The organism is Devosia salina (genome assembly GCF_019504385.1).
In the GTDB taxonomy this organism is placed as follows: domain Bacteria; phylum Pseudomonadota; class Alphaproteobacteria; order Rhizobiales; family Devosiaceae; genus Devosia; species Devosia salina.
The window spans coordinates 1,286,661-1,306,276 of sequence record NZ_CP080590.1; the positions used below are offsets into that span (position 1 = coordinate 1,286,661).

A 19,616-nucleotide genomic window follows, 5' to 3' on the forward strand; every position below is an offset into this window, starting at 1 on the left:
CCGGCGCGACGAAGCACGTTGACCCCACGCGGGCAAACGCCTAACCCTTCCGCACCGCCAATCCGGGAAGCACCATGAGCCAGCCTGCCGAAAAGCCCGCCAAGAAGACTGCCACCAATGAATGGGTGGAAACCTTCGTGGTCATTGTCGAAGCACTGCTGATTGCCATTTTCCTGCGCTTCTTCCTCTACCAGCCCTTCTCCATCCCCACCGCCTCGATGCAGCAGACGCTGATGATCGGCGACTACTTCATCGCCAACAAGTTCGTCTGGGGTTACGGCAAGCACTCCTTCTCGCTGGGTCGCTATGGCGATTTCGCGCTGCTCGATTTCGAGCTGCCCATCTCCAACCGCATTCTGGGTCGCGAGCCCAATCGCGGCGACATCGCCGTGTTCCGCCCGGTCCCGCAGACCATGGAATATATCAAGCGCGTCGTGGGTCTGCCGGGTGACCGCATCCAGATGAAGGATGGCCGCCTCTACATCAACGGCACCATGGTGGAACGCGAGGAAGTGGGTAAGGCGCTGGACACTGATAGCAATGGCGATACCCGCGAGGTCACCGTCTATCGCGAGACCTTCCCGGAGGGCACAACCCATATCATCCAGGAGATTGGCGATAATCTCTCGCTCGACAACACGCCCGAATATGTCGTGCCTGCCGGGCACTACTTCATGATGGGTGATAATCGCGACCGGTCCGCCGATAGCCGCGTGCTGAGCCAGGTCGGCTATGTTCCGGATGAAAACCTGATCGCCAAGGCCGAAGCCCGCTTCTTCTCGATCAAGGACAATATTCCGCCCTGGCAGATCTGGCAGTGGCCGGCCAATGTTCGCTGGGATCGCATGTTCCGTTCGGTCTATGGCGATCAGCCGGACACCAATCTGGCTGCGCCGTGAGCCGACGCGACAGGACCCACGAAAAGCTCCAGTTCCGGCTCGGCTATCGCTTCGCCGATGCCGACCTTCTCGAGCGCGCGCTGACCCATTCCAGTGCCGTGTCGCCGGGCAAGCGCATCGAACGCTCCTATCAGCGGCTCGAGTTCCTGGGTGACCGGGTGCTCGGGCTCGTTGTTGCCGACATGCTCTACCGGCGCTATCCCGGCTCCAATGAGGGTGAACTGAGCCGCACGCTCAATACCCTGGTCCGCAAGGAAACCTGCGCCGATATCGCCCGCCAGCTCGACCTGGGGCGCGAAATCATCCTGGGCGACAGCGAGGCCCGTTCCGGCGGCGCCGACAAGGACGCCATTCTCGGCGACGTCACCGAAGCGGTCATCGGCGCCATCTATCTCGATGGCGGGCTGGAGCCGGCGCGCAGCTTCATCGAGCAGCATTTCGAAGACTACCTCGCCGATGGCCAGGCCAATCGGGCCGATGCCAAGACGACCCTGCAGGAATGGGCCCAGGCGCGCGGCCTCGAGCCGCCATCCTATGTGCTGGTCGAGCGCACCGGCCCAGACCATGCGCCCGAATTCACCATTGGCGTCGATCTCGCCGGCTTTGAGCGCATCGAGGCTATCGGCCCCTCCAAGAAGATTGCCGAGCACCGCGTCGCCGAACAATTCCTCGTCCGCCAGAAGGTCTGGAAGGAACGCAAATGAACACACCGACCGAACTGGCCGACACCTCCTGCGGCTTCATTGCCCTTGTCGGCGCCCCCAATGCCGGAAAGTCGACCCTGCTCAATTCCCTGGTCGGCACCAAGGTCTCCATCGTCACGCACAAGGCCCAGACCACAAGGTCGCAGGTGCGCGGCGTGCTGACGCTTGATTCCGCCCAGCTGGTCTTTGTCGACACACCCGGCATTTTCGCCCCCAAGAAGCGGCTGGAACGCGCCATGGTGGAGAATGCCTGGGGCGGGGCAGGGGACAGCGACATTGTCGCCTTCATCCTTGATGCCGATCGGGGCGTCACGCCCGAAATCGAGACCCTGCTGGAGGGCCTCGAAAACATCCGCCAGCCCAAGGTGCTGATCCTCAACAAGATCGACACGGTCAAGCACGAGAGCCTGCTCGCGCTGTCCCAGTCGCTCAACGAGCGCCTGCGTTTCGAGGCCACCTTCATGCTCTCCGCGCTCAAGGGCCATGGCGTGAAGGACTTCATCGACTGGTGCATCAAGCACATCCCGCCCGGTCCCTGGCATTTCCCGGAAGATCACCTGACCGACCTGACCATGGCCATCACCGCGGCCGAGGTCACGCGCGAGAAGCTGTTCCTGCGCGTGCATGACGAGATCCCCTATAATTCCACCGTCGAGACCGAGAGCTTCAAGATCCAGAAGGACGGCTCCTACAAGATCGACCAGGTCGTCTATGTGAGCCGCGAGAGCCACAAGAAGATCGTCCTCGGTGCCGGCGGCCAGACCATCAAGGCCATTGGCGCCGAAGCCCGCAAGGAATTGATGGAAATGTACGAGGTGCCCATCCACCTCTTCCTCTTCGTCAAGGTTCGCGAGAAATGGGCCGACGACCCGGAACGCTACCGCGAGATGGGCTTGGAATTCCCCCATGGGAAAAAGTGAAACACGCACCGGTGCCCCCCTCGCCCCTTGTGGGAGAGGGACAGGATTTTCTGCGTTCAGCAGAACATCCAGGGTGAGGGGTTTTCTCCGCGCACTCGGTGCCAGTGAAAAGAACCTGTACCCCTCATCCGCCCTTCGGGCACCTTCTCCCACAAGGGGAGAAGGGAGGTGCGGCCACGATGGAATGGACCGGTGAAGCCCTTCTTATAGGCGTACGCCGCCACGGTGAGACCTCGGTCATTGCCGAGGCGATGGTTGCCGGGCGTGGGCGCTATTCCGGCCTCATTCGCGGTGGGCGGTCGCCCAGGCTCGCGGCCACGCTGCAGCCCGGAAACACCATCCAGCTCACCTGGCGCGCCCGCCTGGAAGACCATCTCGGCACCTTCACTGTCGAGCTCCTCCACGCCCGCGCCGCCGGCCTGATTGCCGATCGCAAGCGCCTCTATCTGGCTCAGACCGTCTGCGAACATCTCCATCTTCTGCCCGAACGCGATCCGCATGATCGATTGCTCGGCATGGCGCTCGATCTCATCGACCATGATCCCGACGCGGTGGCCTTCGCACGCTTCGAACTGGCGCTGCTTGATGAGCTGGGCTTCGGACTTGATCTCGAAAGCTGCGCCGCCACAGGCGTGACCGAAAATCTGACCCATGTCTCTCCCAAGTCCGGTCGCGCCGTGTCCCGTGCCGCCGCCGAGCCCTACAAGGATCGGCTCCTGCCGCTCCCGAGTTTCCTCCATGCCCGTGGCAACGCCTCGCCTGACGATCTGCGCAATGCCTTTCGCCTCACCGGCCATTTCCTCGATATGCACGTCTGGCACGCCCGCCAGATCGATCCACCGCCCACCCGCGAACCACTGATCGAGTTGCTGACGCGGAGCTAGTGGGCCAGAAAGCTCAGGAAAACCGGCACTTTCCTGCGGCTGACGCGACCGGGACGCTATACTCTGCTCCTGATTCGTTCTCCTGAACTGAGCAAAGCATGTCCGACGCCGATACCCTTCCGCCCCCCGATGACCAGCGCATCGTCGATCTCAAGCAGGCGCTTGAAGAGCGGTATCTGAGCTACGCCCTCTCCACCATCACCCAGCGTGCCCTGCCGGACGCGCGTGACGGGCTCAAGCCCGTGCATCGCCGCATCCTTCATGCCATGCGCCTGCTGCGGCTCGATCCCAACCAGGGCTACAAGAAGTCCGCCCGCATCGTCGGCGACGTGATCGGTAAGTTTCACCCCCATGGCGACCAGTCGATCTATGACGCGCTGGTGCGCCTGGCGCAGGATTTTGCCCTGCGCTACCCGCTGGTCGATGGCCAGGGAAATTTCGGCAATATCGACGGCGATAGCCCGGCGGCCATGCGCTACACCGAAAGCCGCATGACCGATGTGGCCACGCGTCTGCTCGAAGGCATCACCGAGAATGCCATCGACTTCAAGCCGACCTATGACGGCGAGGACGAGGAGCCCATGGTGCTCCCGTCCAATTTCCCCAATCTGCTCGCCAACGGCTCAACCGGCATTGCCGTGGGCATGGCGACCTCGGTGCCCCCGCACAATCTGGTCGAGCTCTGCAACGCCGCGCTCAAGCTCATCCATCATCCCGATGCCACCACCGAAGAGCTGATCCACCAGGACCTCTCGGCTCCGCCCAGCATGGACGACCTGGTTCGCGGGCCCGACTTCCCCACCGGCGGCCAGCTCGTCGAGAGCCGCTCTTCCATCGTCCAGTCCTACGAGACCGGCCGTGGCGCCTTCCGCCACCGCGCCATCTGGGAAAAGGAGGAAAAGGGCAGGGGCGTCTATCAGATCGTCGTCACCAAGATCCCCTATGGCGTGCAGAAATCGCGCCTCGTGGAAAAGATCGCTGAACTGTTGCTGGCCAAGAAGCTGCCGCTCCTCAAGGACGTGCGCGACGAGAGCGCCGACGACATTCGGCTCGTGCTCGAGCCGCGCGCCGGCACCGTCGATGCCGTCATTCTCATGGAGCAGCTCTTCAAGCTCACCGAGCTCGAAGTACGCTTCAGTCTCAATCTCAACGTCCTCGATCACGGCACGACCCCCAAGGTCATGAGCCTGGCCGATACGCTGCGCGCCTGGCTCGACCACCGCAAGGTGGTGCTGATGCGCCGCTCCCAGCACCGGCTGGAGCAGATCGCCAACCGCCTCGAAGTGCTCGAAGGCTATATCATCGCCTATCTCAACCTCGACGAGGTGATCCGCATCATCCGCGAGGAGGACGATGCCAAGGCGAGCCTGATCGCCGCCTTCAACCTGACCGACAACCAGGCCGAGGCTATCCTCAACATGCGCCTGCGGTCCCTGCGCAAGCTCGAGGAAATTGAGCTCCGGCAGGAGCACAAGACCCTCACCGAGGAGAAGGGCAGGCTCGAAGCGCTTCTGGCCTCGGACAAGCGCCAATGGGGTGAAATCGCCAAGCAGGTCGAGGCGCTGAAGAAAGCCTATCCGCTTTTCGAGGCAGACGGCGTGACGCCCCATGCACTTGGCGCCCGTCGCACCATTTTCGGGGACACCCCGACAGCCGATGCCGCCGAAATCACCGAGGCCTTCATCGAGCGCGAGCCGATCACGGTGATCCTGTCGGAAAAGGGCTGGATCCGCGCGCCCAAGGGGCACAATGCCCCGACGGACGAAAAGGGTTTCAAGACCGGCGATCGCCTCAAGCTTGCCTTCAACTGCGAGACGACCGACAAGCTCCTGATGCTCACCACCGGTGGCAAGGTCTATACGCTGGGCGCCGACAAGCTGCCCGGTGGCCGCGGCCAGGGCGAGCCGGTGCGCATCATGGTCGATATCGAGGAGGGGCAGGACATTGTCGACCTCTTCGTTTATCGCCCAGGCAAGCAGCGCATCATCGCCTCCTCGGTCGGCTATGGCTTCATCGTCAACGAGGACGACCTGATCGCCAACACCCGCAAGGGCAAGCAGATCCTCAATGTCTCGCTGCCCGACGAGGCGCGGCTGATCGTGCCCTGCGAGGGCGATCGCGTCGCCGTCATCGGCCAGAACCGCAAGCTCCTTGTCTTCCCGCTGAGCCAGCTCGCCTCCATGAGCCGCGGCAAGGGCGTCCGCCTGCAGCGCTACAAGGACGGCGGCATATCGGACATCAAGACCTTCTACGCCGCCGACGGTCTCACCTGGACGGACTCGTCGGGGCGCACCTATTCCAAGCCCACCGAGGAACTGGTCGACTGGGCTGGCGACCGCGCCACTGCCGGTCGCCAACCGCCGACCGGCTTCCCGCGCAACAACAAGTTCAGGGGGTGACGAGCGTTCGCGCAGCGGAAAATCGGTCCGGTGGACCGATTTTAGCGAGGAACGCCCGGAGCGCTAGGCGCGTAGGGCCGGACGACGCTTCGGCGAACGCAGTCCCTTATCTCTCCCTTTGGGGAAAAGAGCTTGCCCTCGGGCGTGATCCGAGGGGCGGCCGGAACGCCCGTGAGGGGCCCCTAAGACGGACTCAACATCTGAAACACCACGCCTAACCGGCTCGAAAGACTCAACAAAATGATCCGCCACATCGTTCTCGTCCGCTTCCGTCCCGAGATCACTGCCGCAGAAAAGTCCGCCATCTACGGTGAACTTGAATCTCTGCGTGAACTTGTCCCAGGCTTCCTGGGCATGAGCTATGGTCCCAATGTCTCCCCGGAAGGGCTGCATCAAGGTTTCACCGAGGGTTTCAGCATCGACTTTGTCGACGAAGCGGCCCGCGACGCCTATCTGGTGCATCCCGCCCACAAGGCCGCAGGCGGCCGCCTGGTCGCGGCGCTTGAGGGCGGTCGCGACGGTCTCGTCGTCTTCGATATCGTGGTGTGAGCCGCTAGTCTTCCAGCCGCGTCCAGCCCAGCGAGCCGCGCTGCACCTCAAGGGGGCGATAGTCGCCCTTATAGGCCATCTTGGGCGAGTCCTTCACCCAATAGCCGAGATAGACATAGCTGAGGGCAGCCGAACGCACCTGCTCGATATGGTCGAGAATGAGGAAGGTCCCCAGGCTCCGATGCGCCAAATCGGGATCGTAGAACGAATAGACCATGGAAAGCCCGTCTGGCATCACATCGGTCAGCGCCACTGCCACCAGGGGCTGGTCGGGCAGGTCCTGTAGGCGATACTCGACAAGGATCGATTGGACCGGCGTATCCTCGACCATGTACTCATAGTCCTGGTAGCTCATCTGCGTCATGCCACCACCCGCGTGGCGCGCATCCAGGTAGCGCTTGAACAGCTCGTATTGCTCCAGGGTCGCCACGGTGGGCTGCACGGTCACGCCGATATCGCCATTGTCACGCCGGACGCGACGGAAGCGTTTGTTGGGCGCGAACTCGCCCGCCACGATACGGACCGACTGGCAGGAATTGCAGCCCTCGCAGGCGGGCCGGTAAATCAGGTTCTGGCTGCGGCGGAATCCGTTATCGCTCAGCAACTGGTGCAGCATGGACGCCCGTCGGCCGCTGAGATGCGTGAACAGCTTGCGCTCCATCTTGCCCGGCAGGTAGGGGCAGGGCAGGGCGGCGGTCAGGAAGAGTTGCGTGGTTTCGGGCGTCTGGTCGGTCATTCAAGACCCGCTAATGCAGAGACGGCCAGTGTAACCCTGGCCGCACTCCGCTTCAACGCCTCAAACGTCGTATTGATCCGCCATGCGCATGCGCTGCCAGTGGCGCAGCATCGGCGAGCGGCGCACCATCAGCGTGCCCATGATCAGGTCGTGGATCATCTGCCGGCGCGGCGTGAACAGCGCGAACAGCAGCGTCACCGGCCAGCAGATCCAGATGGTGATCCAGAACACCAGCGCGTGCAGCACCGCCATCCAACCGTCGAGCGGTTGGCCGCGCGTCGGCGTCAGCACGATATCCATCATCTGCATGCCCACGGTCGCCCGGCGCGGGGAGCCCAGCGTGGCCGCGTAGTAGAGGATAATGGCGGCCGGAACCGCGAAGACCAGCGACACCCAGGCCAGCCCGAAGGTGAAGAACCCTAATATCGCCCCGACCAGCGTGATCGCGAACACGATCACGCTCATCAGCACCACGTCGACGAGATAGGCCGTGGCCCGTCGCGTCAGCAGCCCGTCGAACAGTTCCGGGGCCGTGGCAGGGTCTGGAAGGGCGGGGCGTGCAGCAAAATCCTGTGTCATGGATCAACAGATTGTCATGGCCGTACCGGCTTGCAAGAGGCGGCGGCCAGAAAAGCCACAATCGTGGACTTGAAGATATTAGGCGTGTCTAATATATCTGCGAAAGGACAGTTTCGAGGCCACACAGGATCATGAGCAATATCGTTTGTACCCACTGCAATGCCATCAATCGTGTCGATGCCGAACGCGACGCGCTGGCCGCCAAGTGCGGGAAATGCGGTGAGCCGCTGTTTGCTGGCGAGCCGGCCGATCTCGCCTCTGAGGCCCTCGAACGGCAGATCGCGCGGTCAGACGTTCCGGTGCTCGTCGATGTCTGGGCACCCTGGTGCGGGCCCTGCCGCATGATGGCGCCCGAATTCGAGAAGGCCGCCGACGTGCTGGAGCCGCGCGTCCGCTTCACCAAGCTCAACTCGGACGAGAACCAGGCCCTGTCCGCGCGCCTTGGTATTCGCGGCATCCCCACCATGATCCTCTATGCCGATGGCAAGGAAAAGGCCCGCACCTCCGGCGCCATGCCCGCCAGCCAGATCGTGCAATGGGTGTCGGGCAACCTCTGCAAGAGCTGATCGCGGAAGCTTAGGGGACGCGGGCATGCCGGTGCGGGCGTTTTTGCGCCCGGCGCCGCGACCTGATGCGTTGCCGCTGCTGGGCAGAACGCGCGAAGGGCGCTAGTCTGGAGGTCTCGCATTATTCGAGTCGCCGGCTAGCGTTTCCGCCAAGGTGACCCGTCGGATTCCTGGTCATGCCTGCACCCGCCTCTTCGTCCGCGCCGCTGACGCATCAGCCTCTGCGTGGTCTCGTCCTCATTCTGGGCGCCACCTTGCTGTTCGCCTACAATGACACCACCAACAAGCTGCTCATCACCGAGTACAATGTGCCCATGGTGGCGGCCATCCGCTATATCGGCCATTGCCTGCTGATGCTGGCCATCGTCGCCCCGATACATGGCCGCGAAATGGTGCGGACGCAGCGCACAGGCCTGGTGTTGGTGCGGGCTGCCAGCCTTGCGCTGGGCTCTTTCCTGGTCAGCCTGGCACTGCAGCGCATGCCGGTGGCCGAAACCACGGCCATTGTCTATCTCGGCCCGGTGCTGGTGGTTCTGCTCTCAGGACCGCTGCTCAAGGAGAAGGTTGGCCCCGCTGCCTGGGTTGCGGCTCTTGTCGGCTTTGCTGGCGTCTTGCTGATCGCCCGGCCGGGCGGTGGGCTCGACCCTTTAGGGGTCGTCTTCGTACTGGGCAATGTGGTCGTTGCCACAGCTTACAACCTGCTCTCGCGGGTGCTGGCCCATACCGAGCGGACCATGGCAATGCTGTTCTATTCGGCCTTGGTCGGCGCCATCGGTTTCGGCATCTTTCTGCCTTGGACCCTGCATGGCGTGGCGCCGACACCGATGCAGGTCGTGCTGTTCATCGGGCTTGGGGTGTCGGCCTGGCTGGGGCACTATCTCTTCACCCAGTCTTATCGCTATGCGCCGGCCGCGCTGGTGGCGCCGATGACCTATATGCATCTGGTCTGGGCCGGGACGCTGGGCTGGCTGGTTTTCGGCCATGCGCCCGAGCCTCCGGCCCTCGCGGGCATGGGGCTGGTGGCGATGGCCGGCATTGTCAGCGCCGTGCGGCCGCGGCGGGGCAAGCGCCCGGCTCAGCTGATTGCCGAAGCCGGGACCACGGAACGGGCGGGCTAGGCGCTCACCGCAACAGGCTCAGCCACCCAGCTTGCGGGCCATTTCCAGGGCATAGTATGTGAGCACGCCATCGGCGCCAGCCCGCTTGAAGGCCCAGAGGCTTTCCAGCACGGCTGCGTCGCGATTGATCGCCCCGGCGGCGCCCGCCATCTCGATCATCGCGTATTCCCCGCTCACCTGATAGGCGTAGATCGGCACGTTGAACGTGTCCGCCGCCCGGCGCACCACGTCGAGATAGGGCAGGCCGGGCTTGATCATGACGCTGTCAGCGCCTTCGGCAATGTCCTGCTCGATCTCACGCAGGGCTTCGTCCGAATTGGCGTAGTCCATCTGGTAGGTGCGCTTGTCGCCCTTCAACCGGCTCCCGGAGCCGACTGCCTCGCGGAACGGACCGTAGAAGCAGGAGGCGTATTTTGCCGCATAGGACATGATCTGCACATGCTCGAAGCCCCCCGCATCGAGCGCCGCTCGAATGGCTGCCACGCGCCCATCCATCATGTCCGACGGGGCGATGATGTCGGCGCCTGAACTGGCCTGGACGAGAGCTGATCGGACCATGACCTCCACCGTCTCGTCGTTGAGGATTTCGCCGTCCCGCACCAGCCCGTCCTGGCCGTCGCTGGAATATTCGTCCAGCGCCACATCGGCGATCAGCCCGATCTCGGGCACCGCCGATTTGATCGCGCTCAGCGCCCGGCACATCAGATTATCCGGGTTGTAGGCCTCGCTCGCGCTCTCCGATCGCAGATGATCGGGCGTATTGGGAAAGATTGCCAGCGCCGGAATGCCGGCATCGCGCGCTTGGCGTGCCGCCTCGACCATCAGGTCGATCGAGAGCCGTTCCACCCCCGGCATGGTCTTGATCTGCGTCTTCTCGTTCTGTCCCTCGATGACGAAGAGCGGCCAGATCAGGTCGCGCGGCAAGAGTTCGGTCTCGCGCACCATGGCCCGGCTCCATTCCGCTTGGCGCAGGCGGCGCAACCGGCGCCCGCCGAGGAAGGACATGTCGTGCCGAGGCCAGTTCTGGGTCATGGTGCTCTCCTTGTGAGTTCTAGTTAACAGCGACGGGACCGGCCTCCAAGCCACTGCTTGTCGCAGGCCCCTTGCCGCGCTATCACACGGCCATGCTGTTCCAGGCTCCCAATTTGTCGCTCTATGTGCGGATCGTTGCCATTCTGGCGCTGATCCTTGGGTTGAGCGATGCCGCGCGCCTGTTGGGTGTCAATCTGGGGGCGACCAGCCCGATCACCGCGATGGGCTTCACCTCCTTCACCTTCCTTGCGGCGTTCTGCCTTGCCCGACTGTTTGCGGCGGTGGGTTTGTGGATCAAGGCGAGCTGGGGAGCCGTGCTGCTGGTGGGGGCGACGACGCTGGAACTGGCGCTCTACCTATCTGGCAATCCCGACATCCGGATGAGCGTGTTCGGTTTTGGTGTCCGGCTGGTCCTGTTGGCCGCCATCGTCCTTATCTTTGCCCTCAGCCTGCGCTTCACCCGCGCCCAGGCCGACTGACGATTGGTCTGGCGGCACAGCCCGGGCGCTGTTAACGCTCGGGAATGGTTACAAGTTTCTCACCTGCAGTAAGGCGCCATTAAGCCAAATTCTCATTGCATTCCAGTAAGATAGTTTTAAGCGTATGGCTTAGGGCGATCTTAGTTGGGCAGCCGTAGTTTGGCCTCATGAGATGCGAAAAATCGCACGTTGGATAAACAGTGAGGCACAAATGGCAATCAAGTCGAACGCGGCCGAGGCGCTTACCCCGGAACGTAGTGAAGGTCTCAAGCCCCTTTATCTGGAGGCCGTTGCACGTGTCGAACGTCTGCATCGCCGCCTGCTCGACCTGATCAAGGACGAATTCGACCGTATGGGCTGGGACGACATCAACCCCGTCCAGGCGCTGCTCATGTTCAATATCGGCGATGCTGAACTGACCGCCGGCGAACTGCGCTCCCGCGGCTACTATCTCGGCTCGAACGTCTCGTACAATCTCAAGAAGCTGGTCGAGACCGGCTACATCTTCCAGGAACGCTCGCGTACCGATCGCCGTTCGGTTCGCATCAAGCTGACACCCAAGGGTGAGGAGGTGGCCGAAGTCATCGACGAACTCTATGACCGCCACCTGAAGTCGATCGACAAGGTCGGCGGCCTGGGCGACGAGGAATTCGACGGCCTCAACAAGGCTCTCGCCCGTCTCGAACGCTTCTGGGTCGATCAGATCCTGTACAAACTCTAGTCGTCCTCGCGCAGGACAAAACAATCGGCAGATGGCGGCATGTGTTGCCTCCATGCCACAACTGCCTGGAAGACGCCGGCCGCGAGGCCGGCGTTTCTTATTTGTGCCGCAAAGCACATGCAGCCCAGATTACCTGGTTGGAAACCATTTGCTGGCATGGCTAGGGCTCCGCCGGGTTCACAAGACGTTGACAGACGTTGCGAAGCACCCCGGGGCACGCTAGTCGCCAAGGCAAAATGGCGGGCGAATTCTAAGGTGGTTGAATGCGGCTGACGCGACGTAATTTTATCCGGTCCATGGCACTTGCCGGCGCCTCGGCTGCGGTACCGGCCTGGGCGCAGGATTCTGTGTTCGACATGATGCAGCGCAGCCGCATCATCAATGAGGCCGATCCCAACAGCAACACGGCGGCGGCCGCGGCGACCATCGCCACCAATGAGCCGATCCTGTCCTTCGACACGCTGCACAACCTGCAGCTCGCCATCTCGCAATATGAACCCTTCGTCGCCGCTGGCGGCTGGGAGGAAATCCCGCAGCGGGCGTTCAAGCTCAATCTGGGCAAGTCCGATCCGGCGGTGGTGCAGCTCAAGCGTCGTCTCATATCCTCCGGCGACATGCCGCTGGTCGAGTTCGCCAGTGACATGTTCGACGCCGATACCGATCGCGCCGTGCGCGTCTTCCAGGCCCGCCACGGGCTGATCGTCAACGGCTGGATCGATGAAGCGACCTGGTACGCCCTGAACGTGCCCGCCGCCACACGCCTGCAGCAGCTCTACCTCAATTACACCCGCGTCCAGAACATGGCTCCGAACCTGTCCGAGCGCTACGTGGTGGTCAATATTCCCGCCGCGACCATCGAAGCGGTGGGCGGCGGCATGGTCGAGCAACGCCACACCGCGGTGGTCGGCCGGGTCGAGCGCGCCACGCCGATCCTGGCCAGCAAGATCCACCAGGTCAATTTCAACCCCTATTGGCATGTGCCCAAGTCCCTGGTCCGCCAGGACCTGACCAAGTACATGCTGGAAGATCCGCAATATCTGGCCAAGCAGAACATCTTCATCTACGACGGCAGCGGCAACACCATCGATCCGGCGACCATTGATTGGGCCAATATCACGGATGCCCAGGTAAACTACATGTATCGCCAGGAGCCGGGCGCCGAAAACTCCATGGGGCATTGCAAGATCAATTTCTTCAATCCCTACGACGTCTACCTGCACGACACCCCATCCAAGGCGCTGTTTGGCGAAAATGCGCGCTTCCACTCGTCTGGATGTGTGCGTGTCGATGGTGTCAACGAACTGGTGGCCTGGCTGCTGCGCGACAATGGCGACTGGGACCAGACCCGCGTGGACAGCACCTTCGACTCGCTCGAACGCCTCGACGTGAACCTCTCCTCGCAGATGCCGATCCACACGACCTACATCACGGCCTGGGCCAATCGCCAGGGCACGGTCAGCTTCCGCGACGACGTCTACAAGTTCGACGAAGAGGGCAAGGTCAGCTTCACCTGAAGCCGGAGATAGGCAAGGTCGCCCCGCTGGAGCCCCTCACGCCAGCAGGCCGATGAGGGTCATGCTCGGGTGACGTCACGTCTGATACGGGGTTCCTGCGGGGCAGGGGCCCCGTTTTTCATTCTGCGCGACTCCGCTATGCTGACATTCGGAGGTGCGTCGCAATGAGCAACGGCGAGGTCCTGTTCGAATTTGTACAGATCGGCCAGCAGATGCGGGTTGCCGCCGTTGACGAGGCGACCGGCATCGAAGTTGTGGTGATTACCCCGCTCAACGCGACAAAGCTGCAGATGCAGCGGGTCGCGCTAGCCAAGCTCAAGCGCAAGCTGGAACAGGATCGGCCCGCTCCCGCGCCGACGCGGGGCAAGTTTGCCTGAGGCGGAGCGCTTCCCCCTTTCCCTCAGCACCATTCTGCGCCATAACAGGCCCGTTCGCGCGACTGGCGAGAAAAGGTGGGGAACCACCGGGGAACGCGAACCATGTCCTGCCGCTCGCCTGGGCACCCATCCGCAATCAGGGGAGCCCCATGCGCCTGCAATCCCAGACACCACTCCATTCCGAGCCTTGGAATCGCGGCTTGCGCCGTGATAAAGCCACCGCCACGCCGACACACACGATCCCTTGCGAGGTAACCGTCCGATGAGCGCTGCCACCTCACTGCCGCTTTTTCCGCACTTCTTCACCAATTCAGTTGCTGAAACCGATCCGGAGCTGGCGCAGGCCATCCAGAACGAGCTGGGACGCCAGCAGCACGAAATCGAGTTGATCGCTTCGGAAAACATCGTCTCGCGTGCCGTGCTGGAAGCGCAGGGCTCGGTGCTGACCAACAAATATGCCGAAGGCTATCCCGGCAAGCGATACTACGGCGGCTGCCAGTATGTGGACGTCGCCGAGACGCTGGCTATCGAGCGCGCCAAGCAGCTGTTTGGCGTCAGCTTCGCCAATGTGCAGCCCAATTCCGGCTCGCAGGCCAATCAGGGCGTCTATCAGGCGCTGATCCAGCCCGGCGATACCATCCTGGGCATGTCGCTGGACGCTGGTGGCCACCTGACACATGGTGCCAAGCCCAACCAGTCGGGCAAATGGTTCAATGCCATTCAATATGGCCTGCGCAAGCAGGATGGCCGCGTTGACATGGACCAGGTTCGCCAGCTCGCCCGCGAGCACCAGCCCAAGATGATCGTGGCTGGCTTCTCGGCCTATTCGCGCGTCATGGACTGGGCCGAGTTCCGCGCCATTGCCGACGAGGTTGGTGCAATCCTGTTCGTGGACATGGCCCACGTCGCCGGCCTGGTCGCGGGTGGGGTCTATCCCAGCCCGTTCCCCCACGCCCATGTCGCCAGCACCACGACCCACAAGACCCTGCGCGGCCCGCGCGGCGGCCTGATCCTCACCAATGACGAGGACATCGCCAAGAAGATCAACTCCGCGATCTTCCCTGGCATCCAGGGTGGCCCGCTGATGCATGTCATCGCCGCCAAGGCAGTGGCCTTCAAGGAAGCGCTCTCGCCGGAGTTCAAATCCTATGCCCGTCAGGTCGTGGCCAATGCCAAGGTCCTGGCGGAAACGCTCGTCAAGGGCGGCGTGGACATCGTCTCGGGCGGCACAGACAATCACCTCATGCTGGTCGATCTCCGGCCCAAGGGTCTGACCGGCAAGGCAACTGAGAAGGCGCTCGAACGCGCGCACATCACCTGCAACAAGAATGCGGTGCCCTTCGATCCGGAAAAGCCCGCCATCACCTCCGGTGTGCGCCTGGGTACTCCGGCCGCCACGTCGCGCGGCTTTGCCGAGGCCGAGTTCCAGACAGTGGGCGAGCTGATCATCGAGGTTCTCGACGGCCTCAAGGCCAATGGCGACGATAACAATGGCGCCATCGAAGCTCAGGTGCGCGAGAAGGTTAAAACGCTCACCGATCGTTTCCCCATCTACAACTGACCAACCAGAAGGCCCGCCATGCGCTGCCCCTATTGTGGCAATGACGATACCCAGGTGAAGGATAGCCGCCCGACCGAGGATTCGGGCGCCATCCGCCGCCGTCGCGTCTGCAATGCCTGTGGCGGGCGTTTCACCACTTTCGAGCGCGTCCAGCTGCGCGATCTCACAGTGGTCAAGAAGACTGGCCGTAAAGTGCCGTTCGACCGCGAGAAGCTGGCTCGTTCGGTCAATACCGCATTGCGCAAGCGCTCGGTCGAGCCCGAGCGCGTTGAACGCATGATCTCCGGCATCGTGCGCCAGCTCGAGAGCCTCGGCGAAGTCGAAGTGACCTCCGACCAGATCGGCGAATATGTCATGGAGGGCCTGAAGGGTCTTGATGACGTGGCCTTTGTCCGATTTGCCAGTGTTTACAAGAACTTCTCTGCGGCCGATGACTTCCGCTCGTTCCTTGCGGAATTGGCGGAGCACAAGACGGTGCTGCGAGACGATCAGGATTGACCGCCTGCGCCGCGCACTGTGAAGCTTTCGTTCACACCGGTTTCAGGCTGCGCTGCCGGGCAAGGCCATGTTGCGCTATGATCTGCGCGCGTCGAATTATCGGCGCGAACGGAGGGAGGTAGCTCATGGACTCCTATGGTGTGCGGTTCCCATTGCCCGAAAATGCGGGCAGGGGGTTGAGTTTCCTGATCGTGGAGGGGCGGGCCTATCCCGATATCGCCGACGAGATGAAGCGCGGCGCCATCGCGGCACTGGAGAAGGCCGGGGCGAGCCACGAGGTGATCGCGGTGCCCAGCGCCATGGAAGTGCCCGTGGCCATGGCAATGGCGATTGAAACCGGACGCTTCGACGGCTATGTCGCCCTGGGCTGCGTCATCCGCGGGCAGACCAACCACTATGTGTCGGTTGCCAATGAAAGCATTCGCGCGCTTGCCGAACTGGCGGTCGTTGACGCATTGCCTCTTGGCATCGGCATCCTGACGGTAGAAAACGAAGCTCAGGCCTGGATACGGGCCCATGTAAATGACCAGGACAGGGGCGGGGATGCGGCGCGTGCCGCGCTCGCCCTGTCCGACGTGAAAGCGAAACTGAATAACTAGATGACCGACCATCCCAAACGTGATCCCGGCGCCGCGCGCCCCGCCAACCAGCGCGGCGCTGCCCGTCTTGCTGCCGTGCAGGCCCTCTACCAGATGGATATTGGCCGGGCGACGCTGGAAGACACGCTGGCCCAGTTCGGTGCCTTTCACCTTGGGCGCGAAGTCGAGGGTGAGCAATATCTCCCCGCCGACGCTGATTTCTTCCGGCAGATCGTGACCGGGGTCACCCGTCACCAGCTCGAGGTCGATCCCTCGGTCGACAAGGCGCTGGCCGAGGGCTGGCCGATCGAACGCGTCGATGCCACTCTGCGGGCCATTCTGCGCGCGGCCGCTTTCGAACTGCTTCGTCGCAAGGACATTCCGGCCCGCGTCGTGATCTCCGAATATGTCGATGTGGCGCGCGCCTTCTACGAGGACGATGCCACCGGCCTGGTCAATGCCGCGCTGGACTCCATTGCCCGTTCGGCGGGAGCCGACCTGGCCTGATCCAACATCATTGACGGCGTGCGCGGCGAGGCGCACCTTCCCGGCTCCTCCAAGGGAGTCGGAAATGCCCGACAGCCGCAGCCAGTCCATCCGCAATATCGGTTTGCTCTCCGCAACGCAGGCGCTTGCTGGGTCGAATTCCTCCATCATCATGTCCGTGGCGGCCTTGGCCGCCGTGAACTTCGCGCCCGACCCGTCGGCCGCGACCCTGCCGGTCACCGCCATGATCGTGGGCCTTGCGCTGACGACCTCCACCGCCACCATGCTCATCTACCGCCTGGGGAGGACACGGGGCCTGATGCTGGGCGCGGCGATCGGTATCCCGGCCTCGGTCCTGGCCAGTCTCGCGGTCATACTCGGCCAGTTCTACCTGTTTGCGGCCGGCCTGTTCCTTGTCGGTGTCTCCGGCGCATTCATGCAGCAGGTCCGCTTCGCCGCGGCCGACAGCGTGGCGCCGCAATTCAAGAGTCAGGCCATTTCCTGGGTCCTGTTTGGCGGCGTTGCGGCCGGCTTTTTCGGGCCTCAACTGAGCGCCATAACCCGCACCTGGGTCCCCGGCGCCGAATATGCGGCGAGTTTCATGGTCATCGCCGTGATCTCGTCACTGTCGGTGCTGATTCTCTCGGCCACGCGTCTGGCGCCGGTCGTTCAAGCCTCCGGCACGGCGGATGCTGGTCGCCCCCTGTCGGTCCTGCTGCGCCTGCCCGAGGTACTGCTCCCGATGATGGGAGCCGCGCTGGCCTATGCCCTGATGACCCTGATCATGGTCGCGGCGCCGCTGGCCATGGTGCATCTGTGCGGCCACTCGCCGACCGAGGCTGCCGGCGCCATTCAGTGGCACGTCGTTGCGATGTTCGCGCCCAGCTTCGTCACCGGTGCCATCATCAAGCGGATCGGCGCGCATCTGGTGACCGCGATCGGGCTGCTGTTGATCATGACCTGCGCCATGATCGCGCTCAACGGCACCAGCGTGGCACATTTCACCGTGACCCTGGTGCTGCTGGGGGTGGGCTGGAACTTCGGTTTCATTGGCGGCACCGCGATGCTCGCCAGCAGCTATCGTCCGCAGGAGGCCGGACGCGTTCAGGCCGTTAATGAGCAGGTGGTCTTTGGTGCCAGCGCACTGGCCTCATTGGGCTCGGGGCTGCTTCTGCAGCTGGTGGGCTGGGAGGCGATCAACCTTCTGGCCATTCCCGTGGCGGGCGTGGCAATCCTGCTTCTGGGGCTGGGCGCCTGGCGGCAGGCCCGCGCCTGAAACAGAAAAGCCCCGGCGGACCGGGGCTTTGAGTGTTCGCTTCGGTTTCTGCCTCAGAACGAGGACAGGATCGCGTCGATAAACGTTGCGTCCTCGCCGAAGGACGGGGTGCGGCGCGTCTCGATGTTGATCGCCTTGCCATCCTGCAGCGCATAGACCGCACGCTCGATCACCTTCTTGTTGCGGTCGAAATAGATCGCCAGCACCGTACGGCTTTCCACCATGGTCACCCCAAAGGCAGTCTGGTTGACCTTGGTCTCGACATAATACCACGCCGTGCGGTCGCCGAAGGTATTGGTGGACTGCGGCGAGCCCAGTACCAGCGTCACCAATTGCTGGCTCTGGCCGGGCCGGATCTGCTGCAGTGCCGAGTCGGGAATTTCATAGCCTTGCGTGCGCTTGGAAATCAGCGACGTGCTGCTGGTGCAGCCGGCGAGCGCGACGGCCAGGACGGCTGCGGCAACGGAGGCTTTTGCAATACGCAGGGGCATGAATTTGACTTTCCCGATGGCTCTCGACTATAGGCGTGACACTTGGGCGCGTGCCCTTAGGCTGCCGGACTGTGTAGCTGTCAACTTGGCGGTCTGGCAAGCTGGCAATGGGCCGGCACCCGCTACTGTCCCGTGTTTGACCGATACCGACGACGAGCGCAATCCCATGATCCTGTCACTGTTTCGCAAGAAGACTGCCTCGGACGCGGTTTACGCCGTCTATAATTCCATTGTGGCGCAATCCCGGCAGCCAGTTCTCTATACCCAGTACGGGGTCCCCGACACGGTGACCGGGCGCTTTGACATGATCAGCCTGCACATGGCGCTGCTGTTCCGCCGACTCCGCCACGGCCCGGAAAGCGCCAAGGCGTTCAGCCAATCCGTCTTCGATCTCTTCTTCAAGGATATGGACCGTTCGCTGCGCGAGATGGGCGTCACCGATCTGGGCGTGCCCAAGAAGATCCAGAAGATGGGCAACATCTTTTTCGGCCTGCTCGCTGCACTGAACGAAGCCTTGGACCGCGATGATGTCGAGGCTCTGGCCGGCGTCCTCGCCCGCAACATCTTCGAAGGCGAAGACACCACTCGATTGCTGGCTCTGGCCGACTATGTCCGCTCTCGCGACGCCGAGTTGGCGACCCAGTCGGTCGAATCGATCACCGCTGGCCAGATCCGCTTCGAGGTGGCGGCATGAGCCAGCGCAAGGAGCCTATCTTCGACGCCGTGGTGCGGATCGACAAATTGCCGGCCGCCGGCCGCTCCGTGTCGGTGGAGGCCGACGAGGCCACGCGCGAGGCCATCGCGAAGGTGATGAAAATCCTCTCCGTCGAGCGCTTTTCAGCGCATCTGACCGTCGTGCCGCTACGGGGAGGCCTGCGCGCCCAGGGCCATCTCGATGCCGCAGTGACCCAGTCCTCTGTCGTCAGCTTCGAACCGGTCGCCGAAACCATTTCCGAAGACATCGATCGCGTGTTCCTGCCCGCCCCGCGGGACAGTCAGCAGCCCACGCCCGGCTCCGAAGTCTTCGTCGACCTTGAAAGCGACGATTTTCCCGATCATATCGACGGCCCCGAAGTCGATCTGAGTGCGCTGCTGCTCGAAACGCTGGCACTGGCGCTGGATTCCTATCCGCGTCTCGAGGGCGAAAGCCTTGATAATATTGGGGTTTCGCTCGACGAAGCAGAGCCGGGGCCCTTCGCCAAGCTGGCCCGTCTCAAGGACGGAAACGGGGACAAGAGCTGAGCGCCGG

The 19,616-nt window shown here is 63.0% G+C and carries 23 protein-coding genes and 1 riboswitch; of the genes, 19 read left to right on the top strand and 4 right to left on the bottom strand.

The features are described from left to right. Positions 1 to 74: 74 nt before the first annotated feature. From lepB to K1X15_RS06125, 6 genes are all read left to right on the top strand, one after another. On the top strand, positions 75 to 899 hold the full coding sequence (lepB, locus tag K1X15_RS06100) for a signal peptidase I (RefSeq protein ID WP_220306609.1): 825 nt from the start codon (positions 75 to 77) through the stop codon (positions 897 to 899). Continuing rightward, positions 896 to 1,603 carry a ribonuclease III gene (rnc, locus tag K1X15_RS06105; RefSeq protein ID WP_220306610.1) on the top strand — a complete coding sequence of 236 codons (708 nt, stop codon included), beginning with the start codon at positions 896 to 898 and terminating at the stop codon, positions 1,601 to 1,603. Before lepB ends, rnc begins: the two co-directional genes overlap by 4 nt. Continuing rightward, the gene (era, locus tag K1X15_RS06110; protein ID WP_220306611.1) at positions 1,600 to 2,523 is read left to right on the top strand and encodes a GTPase Era; all 924 of its coding nucleotides are present in this window, start codon (positions 1,600 to 1,602) and stop codon (positions 2,521 to 2,523) included. The genes rnc and era overlap by 4 nt, the downstream gene beginning before the upstream one ends. A gap of 179 nt (positions 2,524 to 2,702) precedes the next feature. After that, positions 2,703 to 3,407: a DNA repair protein RecO gene (recO, locus tag K1X15_RS06115; protein ID WP_220306612.1), complete on the top strand. Its 705-nt coding sequence runs from the start codon at positions 2,703 to 2,705 to the stop codon at positions 3,405 to 3,407. A gap of 98 nt (positions 3,408 to 3,505) precedes the next feature. Further along, the gene (gene parC / locus K1X15_RS06120) at positions 3,506 to 5,806 is read left to right on the top strand and encodes a DNA topoisomerase IV subunit A (protein WP_220306613.1); all 2,301 of its coding nucleotides are present in this window, start codon (positions 3,506 to 3,508) and stop codon (positions 5,804 to 5,806) included. Positions 5,807 to 6,046: 240 nt separating this feature from the next. After that, a complete protein-coding gene (locus K1X15_RS06125; RefSeq protein ID WP_220306614.1) occupies positions 6,047 to 6,355 on the top strand; it encodes a Dabb family protein in 309 nt (102 codons plus the stop codon). A 4-nt stretch (positions 6,356 to 6,359) separates the two neighbouring features. On the opposite strand, the gene K1X15_RS06130 is transcribed toward K1X15_RS06125, so the two are convergent. Further along, positions 6,360 to 7,091, bottom strand: a complete 732-nt coding sequence (locus tag K1X15_RS06130; protein WP_220306615.1) for an arginyltransferase — start codon at positions 7,089 to 7,091, stop codon at positions 6,360 to 6,362. 60 nt (positions 7,092 to 7,151) lie between these two features. Continuing rightward, positions 7,152 to 7,670, bottom strand: a complete 519-nt coding sequence (locus K1X15_RS06135; protein ID WP_220306616.1) for an RDD family protein — start codon at positions 7,668 to 7,670, stop codon at positions 7,152 to 7,154. A 131-nt stretch (positions 7,671 to 7,801) separates the two neighbouring features. On the opposite strand from K1X15_RS06135, the gene trxC reads away from it, so the two are divergent. Then, positions 7,802 to 8,236 (top strand): thioredoxin TrxC, encoded by a 435-nt coding sequence (gene trxC, locus K1X15_RS06140; protein ID WP_220306617.1) that lies wholly within the window; start codon positions 7,802 to 7,804, stop codon positions 8,234 to 8,236. A 176-nt stretch (positions 8,237 to 8,412) separates the two neighbouring features. Continuing rightward, a complete protein-coding gene (locus K1X15_RS06145) occupies positions 8,413 to 9,354 on the top strand; it encodes a DMT family transporter (protein WP_220306618.1) in 942 nt (313 codons plus the stop codon). An 18-nt stretch (positions 9,355 to 9,372) separates the two neighbouring features. Here the strand turns inward: K1X15_RS06145 and hemB are convergent, their stop codons facing one another. Beyond that, complete coding sequence (gene hemB, locus K1X15_RS06150) at positions 9,373 to 10,386, bottom strand: porphobilinogen synthase (RefSeq protein WP_220306619.1); 1,014 nt, start codon at positions 10,384 to 10,386, stop codon at positions 9,373 to 9,375. Positions 10,387 to 10,457: 71 nt separating this feature from the next. Between hemB and K1X15_RS06155 the strand changes: the two genes are divergently transcribed. The 9 genes from K1X15_RS06155 (at position 10,458) to K1X15_RS06195 (ending at position 17,876) form a co-directional block, all read left to right on the top strand. Next, entirely contained in the window at positions 10,458 to 10,865 is a 408-nt protein-coding gene (locus tag K1X15_RS06155; protein ID WP_220306620.1) for a DUF6163 family protein, read from the top strand. A 211-nt stretch (positions 10,866 to 11,076) separates the two neighbouring features. Further along, positions 11,077 to 11,586: a transcriptional regulator LdtR gene (gene ldtR, locus K1X15_RS06160; protein ID WP_220306621.1), complete on the top strand. Its 510-nt coding sequence runs from the start codon at positions 11,077 to 11,079 to the stop codon at positions 11,584 to 11,586. 263 nt (positions 11,587 to 11,849) lie between these two features. Continuing rightward, positions 11,850 to 13,100, top strand: coding sequence for a L,D-transpeptidase family protein (locus K1X15_RS06165; protein ID WP_220306622.1), 1,251 nt, complete (start codon positions 11,850 to 11,852; stop codon positions 13,098 to 13,100). 164 nt (positions 13,101 to 13,264) lie between these two features. Further along, positions 13,265 to 13,477 carry a DUF6898 family protein gene (locus tag K1X15_RS06170; protein ID WP_220306623.1) on the top strand — a complete coding sequence of 71 codons (213 nt, stop codon included), beginning with the start codon at positions 13,265 to 13,267 and terminating at the stop codon, positions 13,475 to 13,477. A gap of 48 nt (positions 13,478 to 13,525) precedes the next feature. Further along, a riboswitch (ZMP/ZTP riboswitch) is annotated at positions 13,526 to 13,608 on the top strand. Positions 13,609 to 13,739: 131 nt separating this feature from the next. After that, positions 13,740 to 15,038: a serine hydroxymethyltransferase gene (gene glyA / locus K1X15_RS06175; RefSeq protein WP_220306624.1), complete on the top strand. Its 1,299-nt coding sequence runs from the start codon at positions 13,740 to 13,742 to the stop codon at positions 15,036 to 15,038. 18 nt (positions 15,039 to 15,056) lie between these two features. Continuing rightward, complete coding sequence (nrdR, locus tag K1X15_RS06180) at positions 15,057 to 15,536, top strand: transcriptional regulator NrdR (RefSeq protein ID WP_220306625.1); 480 nt, start codon at positions 15,057 to 15,059, stop codon at positions 15,534 to 15,536. A gap of 125 nt (positions 15,537 to 15,661) precedes the next feature. After that, the gene (gene ribH / locus K1X15_RS06185) at positions 15,662 to 16,135 is read left to right on the top strand and encodes a 6,7-dimethyl-8-ribityllumazine synthase (protein WP_220306626.1); all 474 of its coding nucleotides are present in this window, start codon (positions 15,662 to 15,664) and stop codon (positions 16,133 to 16,135) included. Further along, complete coding sequence (nusB, locus tag K1X15_RS06190; protein ID WP_220306627.1) at positions 16,136 to 16,621, top strand: transcription antitermination factor NusB; 486 nt, start codon at positions 16,136 to 16,138, stop codon at positions 16,619 to 16,621. A 64-nt stretch (positions 16,622 to 16,685) separates the two neighbouring features. Continuing rightward, positions 16,686 to 17,876 (top strand): MFS transporter, encoded by a 1,191-nt coding sequence (locus tag K1X15_RS06195; RefSeq protein ID WP_220306628.1) that lies wholly within the window; start codon positions 16,686 to 16,688, stop codon positions 17,874 to 17,876. Between the two features lie 53 nt (positions 17,877 to 17,929). Here the strand turns inward: K1X15_RS06195 and K1X15_RS06200 are convergent, their stop codons facing one another. Beyond that, a complete protein-coding gene (locus tag K1X15_RS06200) occupies positions 17,930 to 18,367 on the bottom strand; it encodes an outer membrane protein assembly factor BamE (RefSeq protein ID WP_220306629.1) in 438 nt (145 codons plus the stop codon). 136 nt (positions 18,368 to 18,503) lie between these two features. Between K1X15_RS06200 and K1X15_RS06205 the strand changes: the two genes are divergently transcribed. Both K1X15_RS06205 and K1X15_RS06210 read left to right on the top strand, forming a co-directional pair. Beyond that, positions 18,504 to 19,061, top strand: coding sequence for a ubiquinol-cytochrome C chaperone family protein (locus tag K1X15_RS06205; RefSeq protein WP_220306630.1), 558 nt, complete (start codon positions 18,504 to 18,506; stop codon positions 19,059 to 19,061). Beyond that, positions 19,058 to 19,609: a YceD family protein gene (locus K1X15_RS06210; protein WP_220306631.1), complete on the top strand. Its 552-nt coding sequence runs from the start codon at positions 19,058 to 19,060 to the stop codon at positions 19,607 to 19,609. The genes K1X15_RS06205 and K1X15_RS06210 overlap by 4 nt, the downstream gene beginning before the upstream one ends. The last annotated feature ends 7 nt before the right edge of the window (positions 19,610 to 19,616 follow it).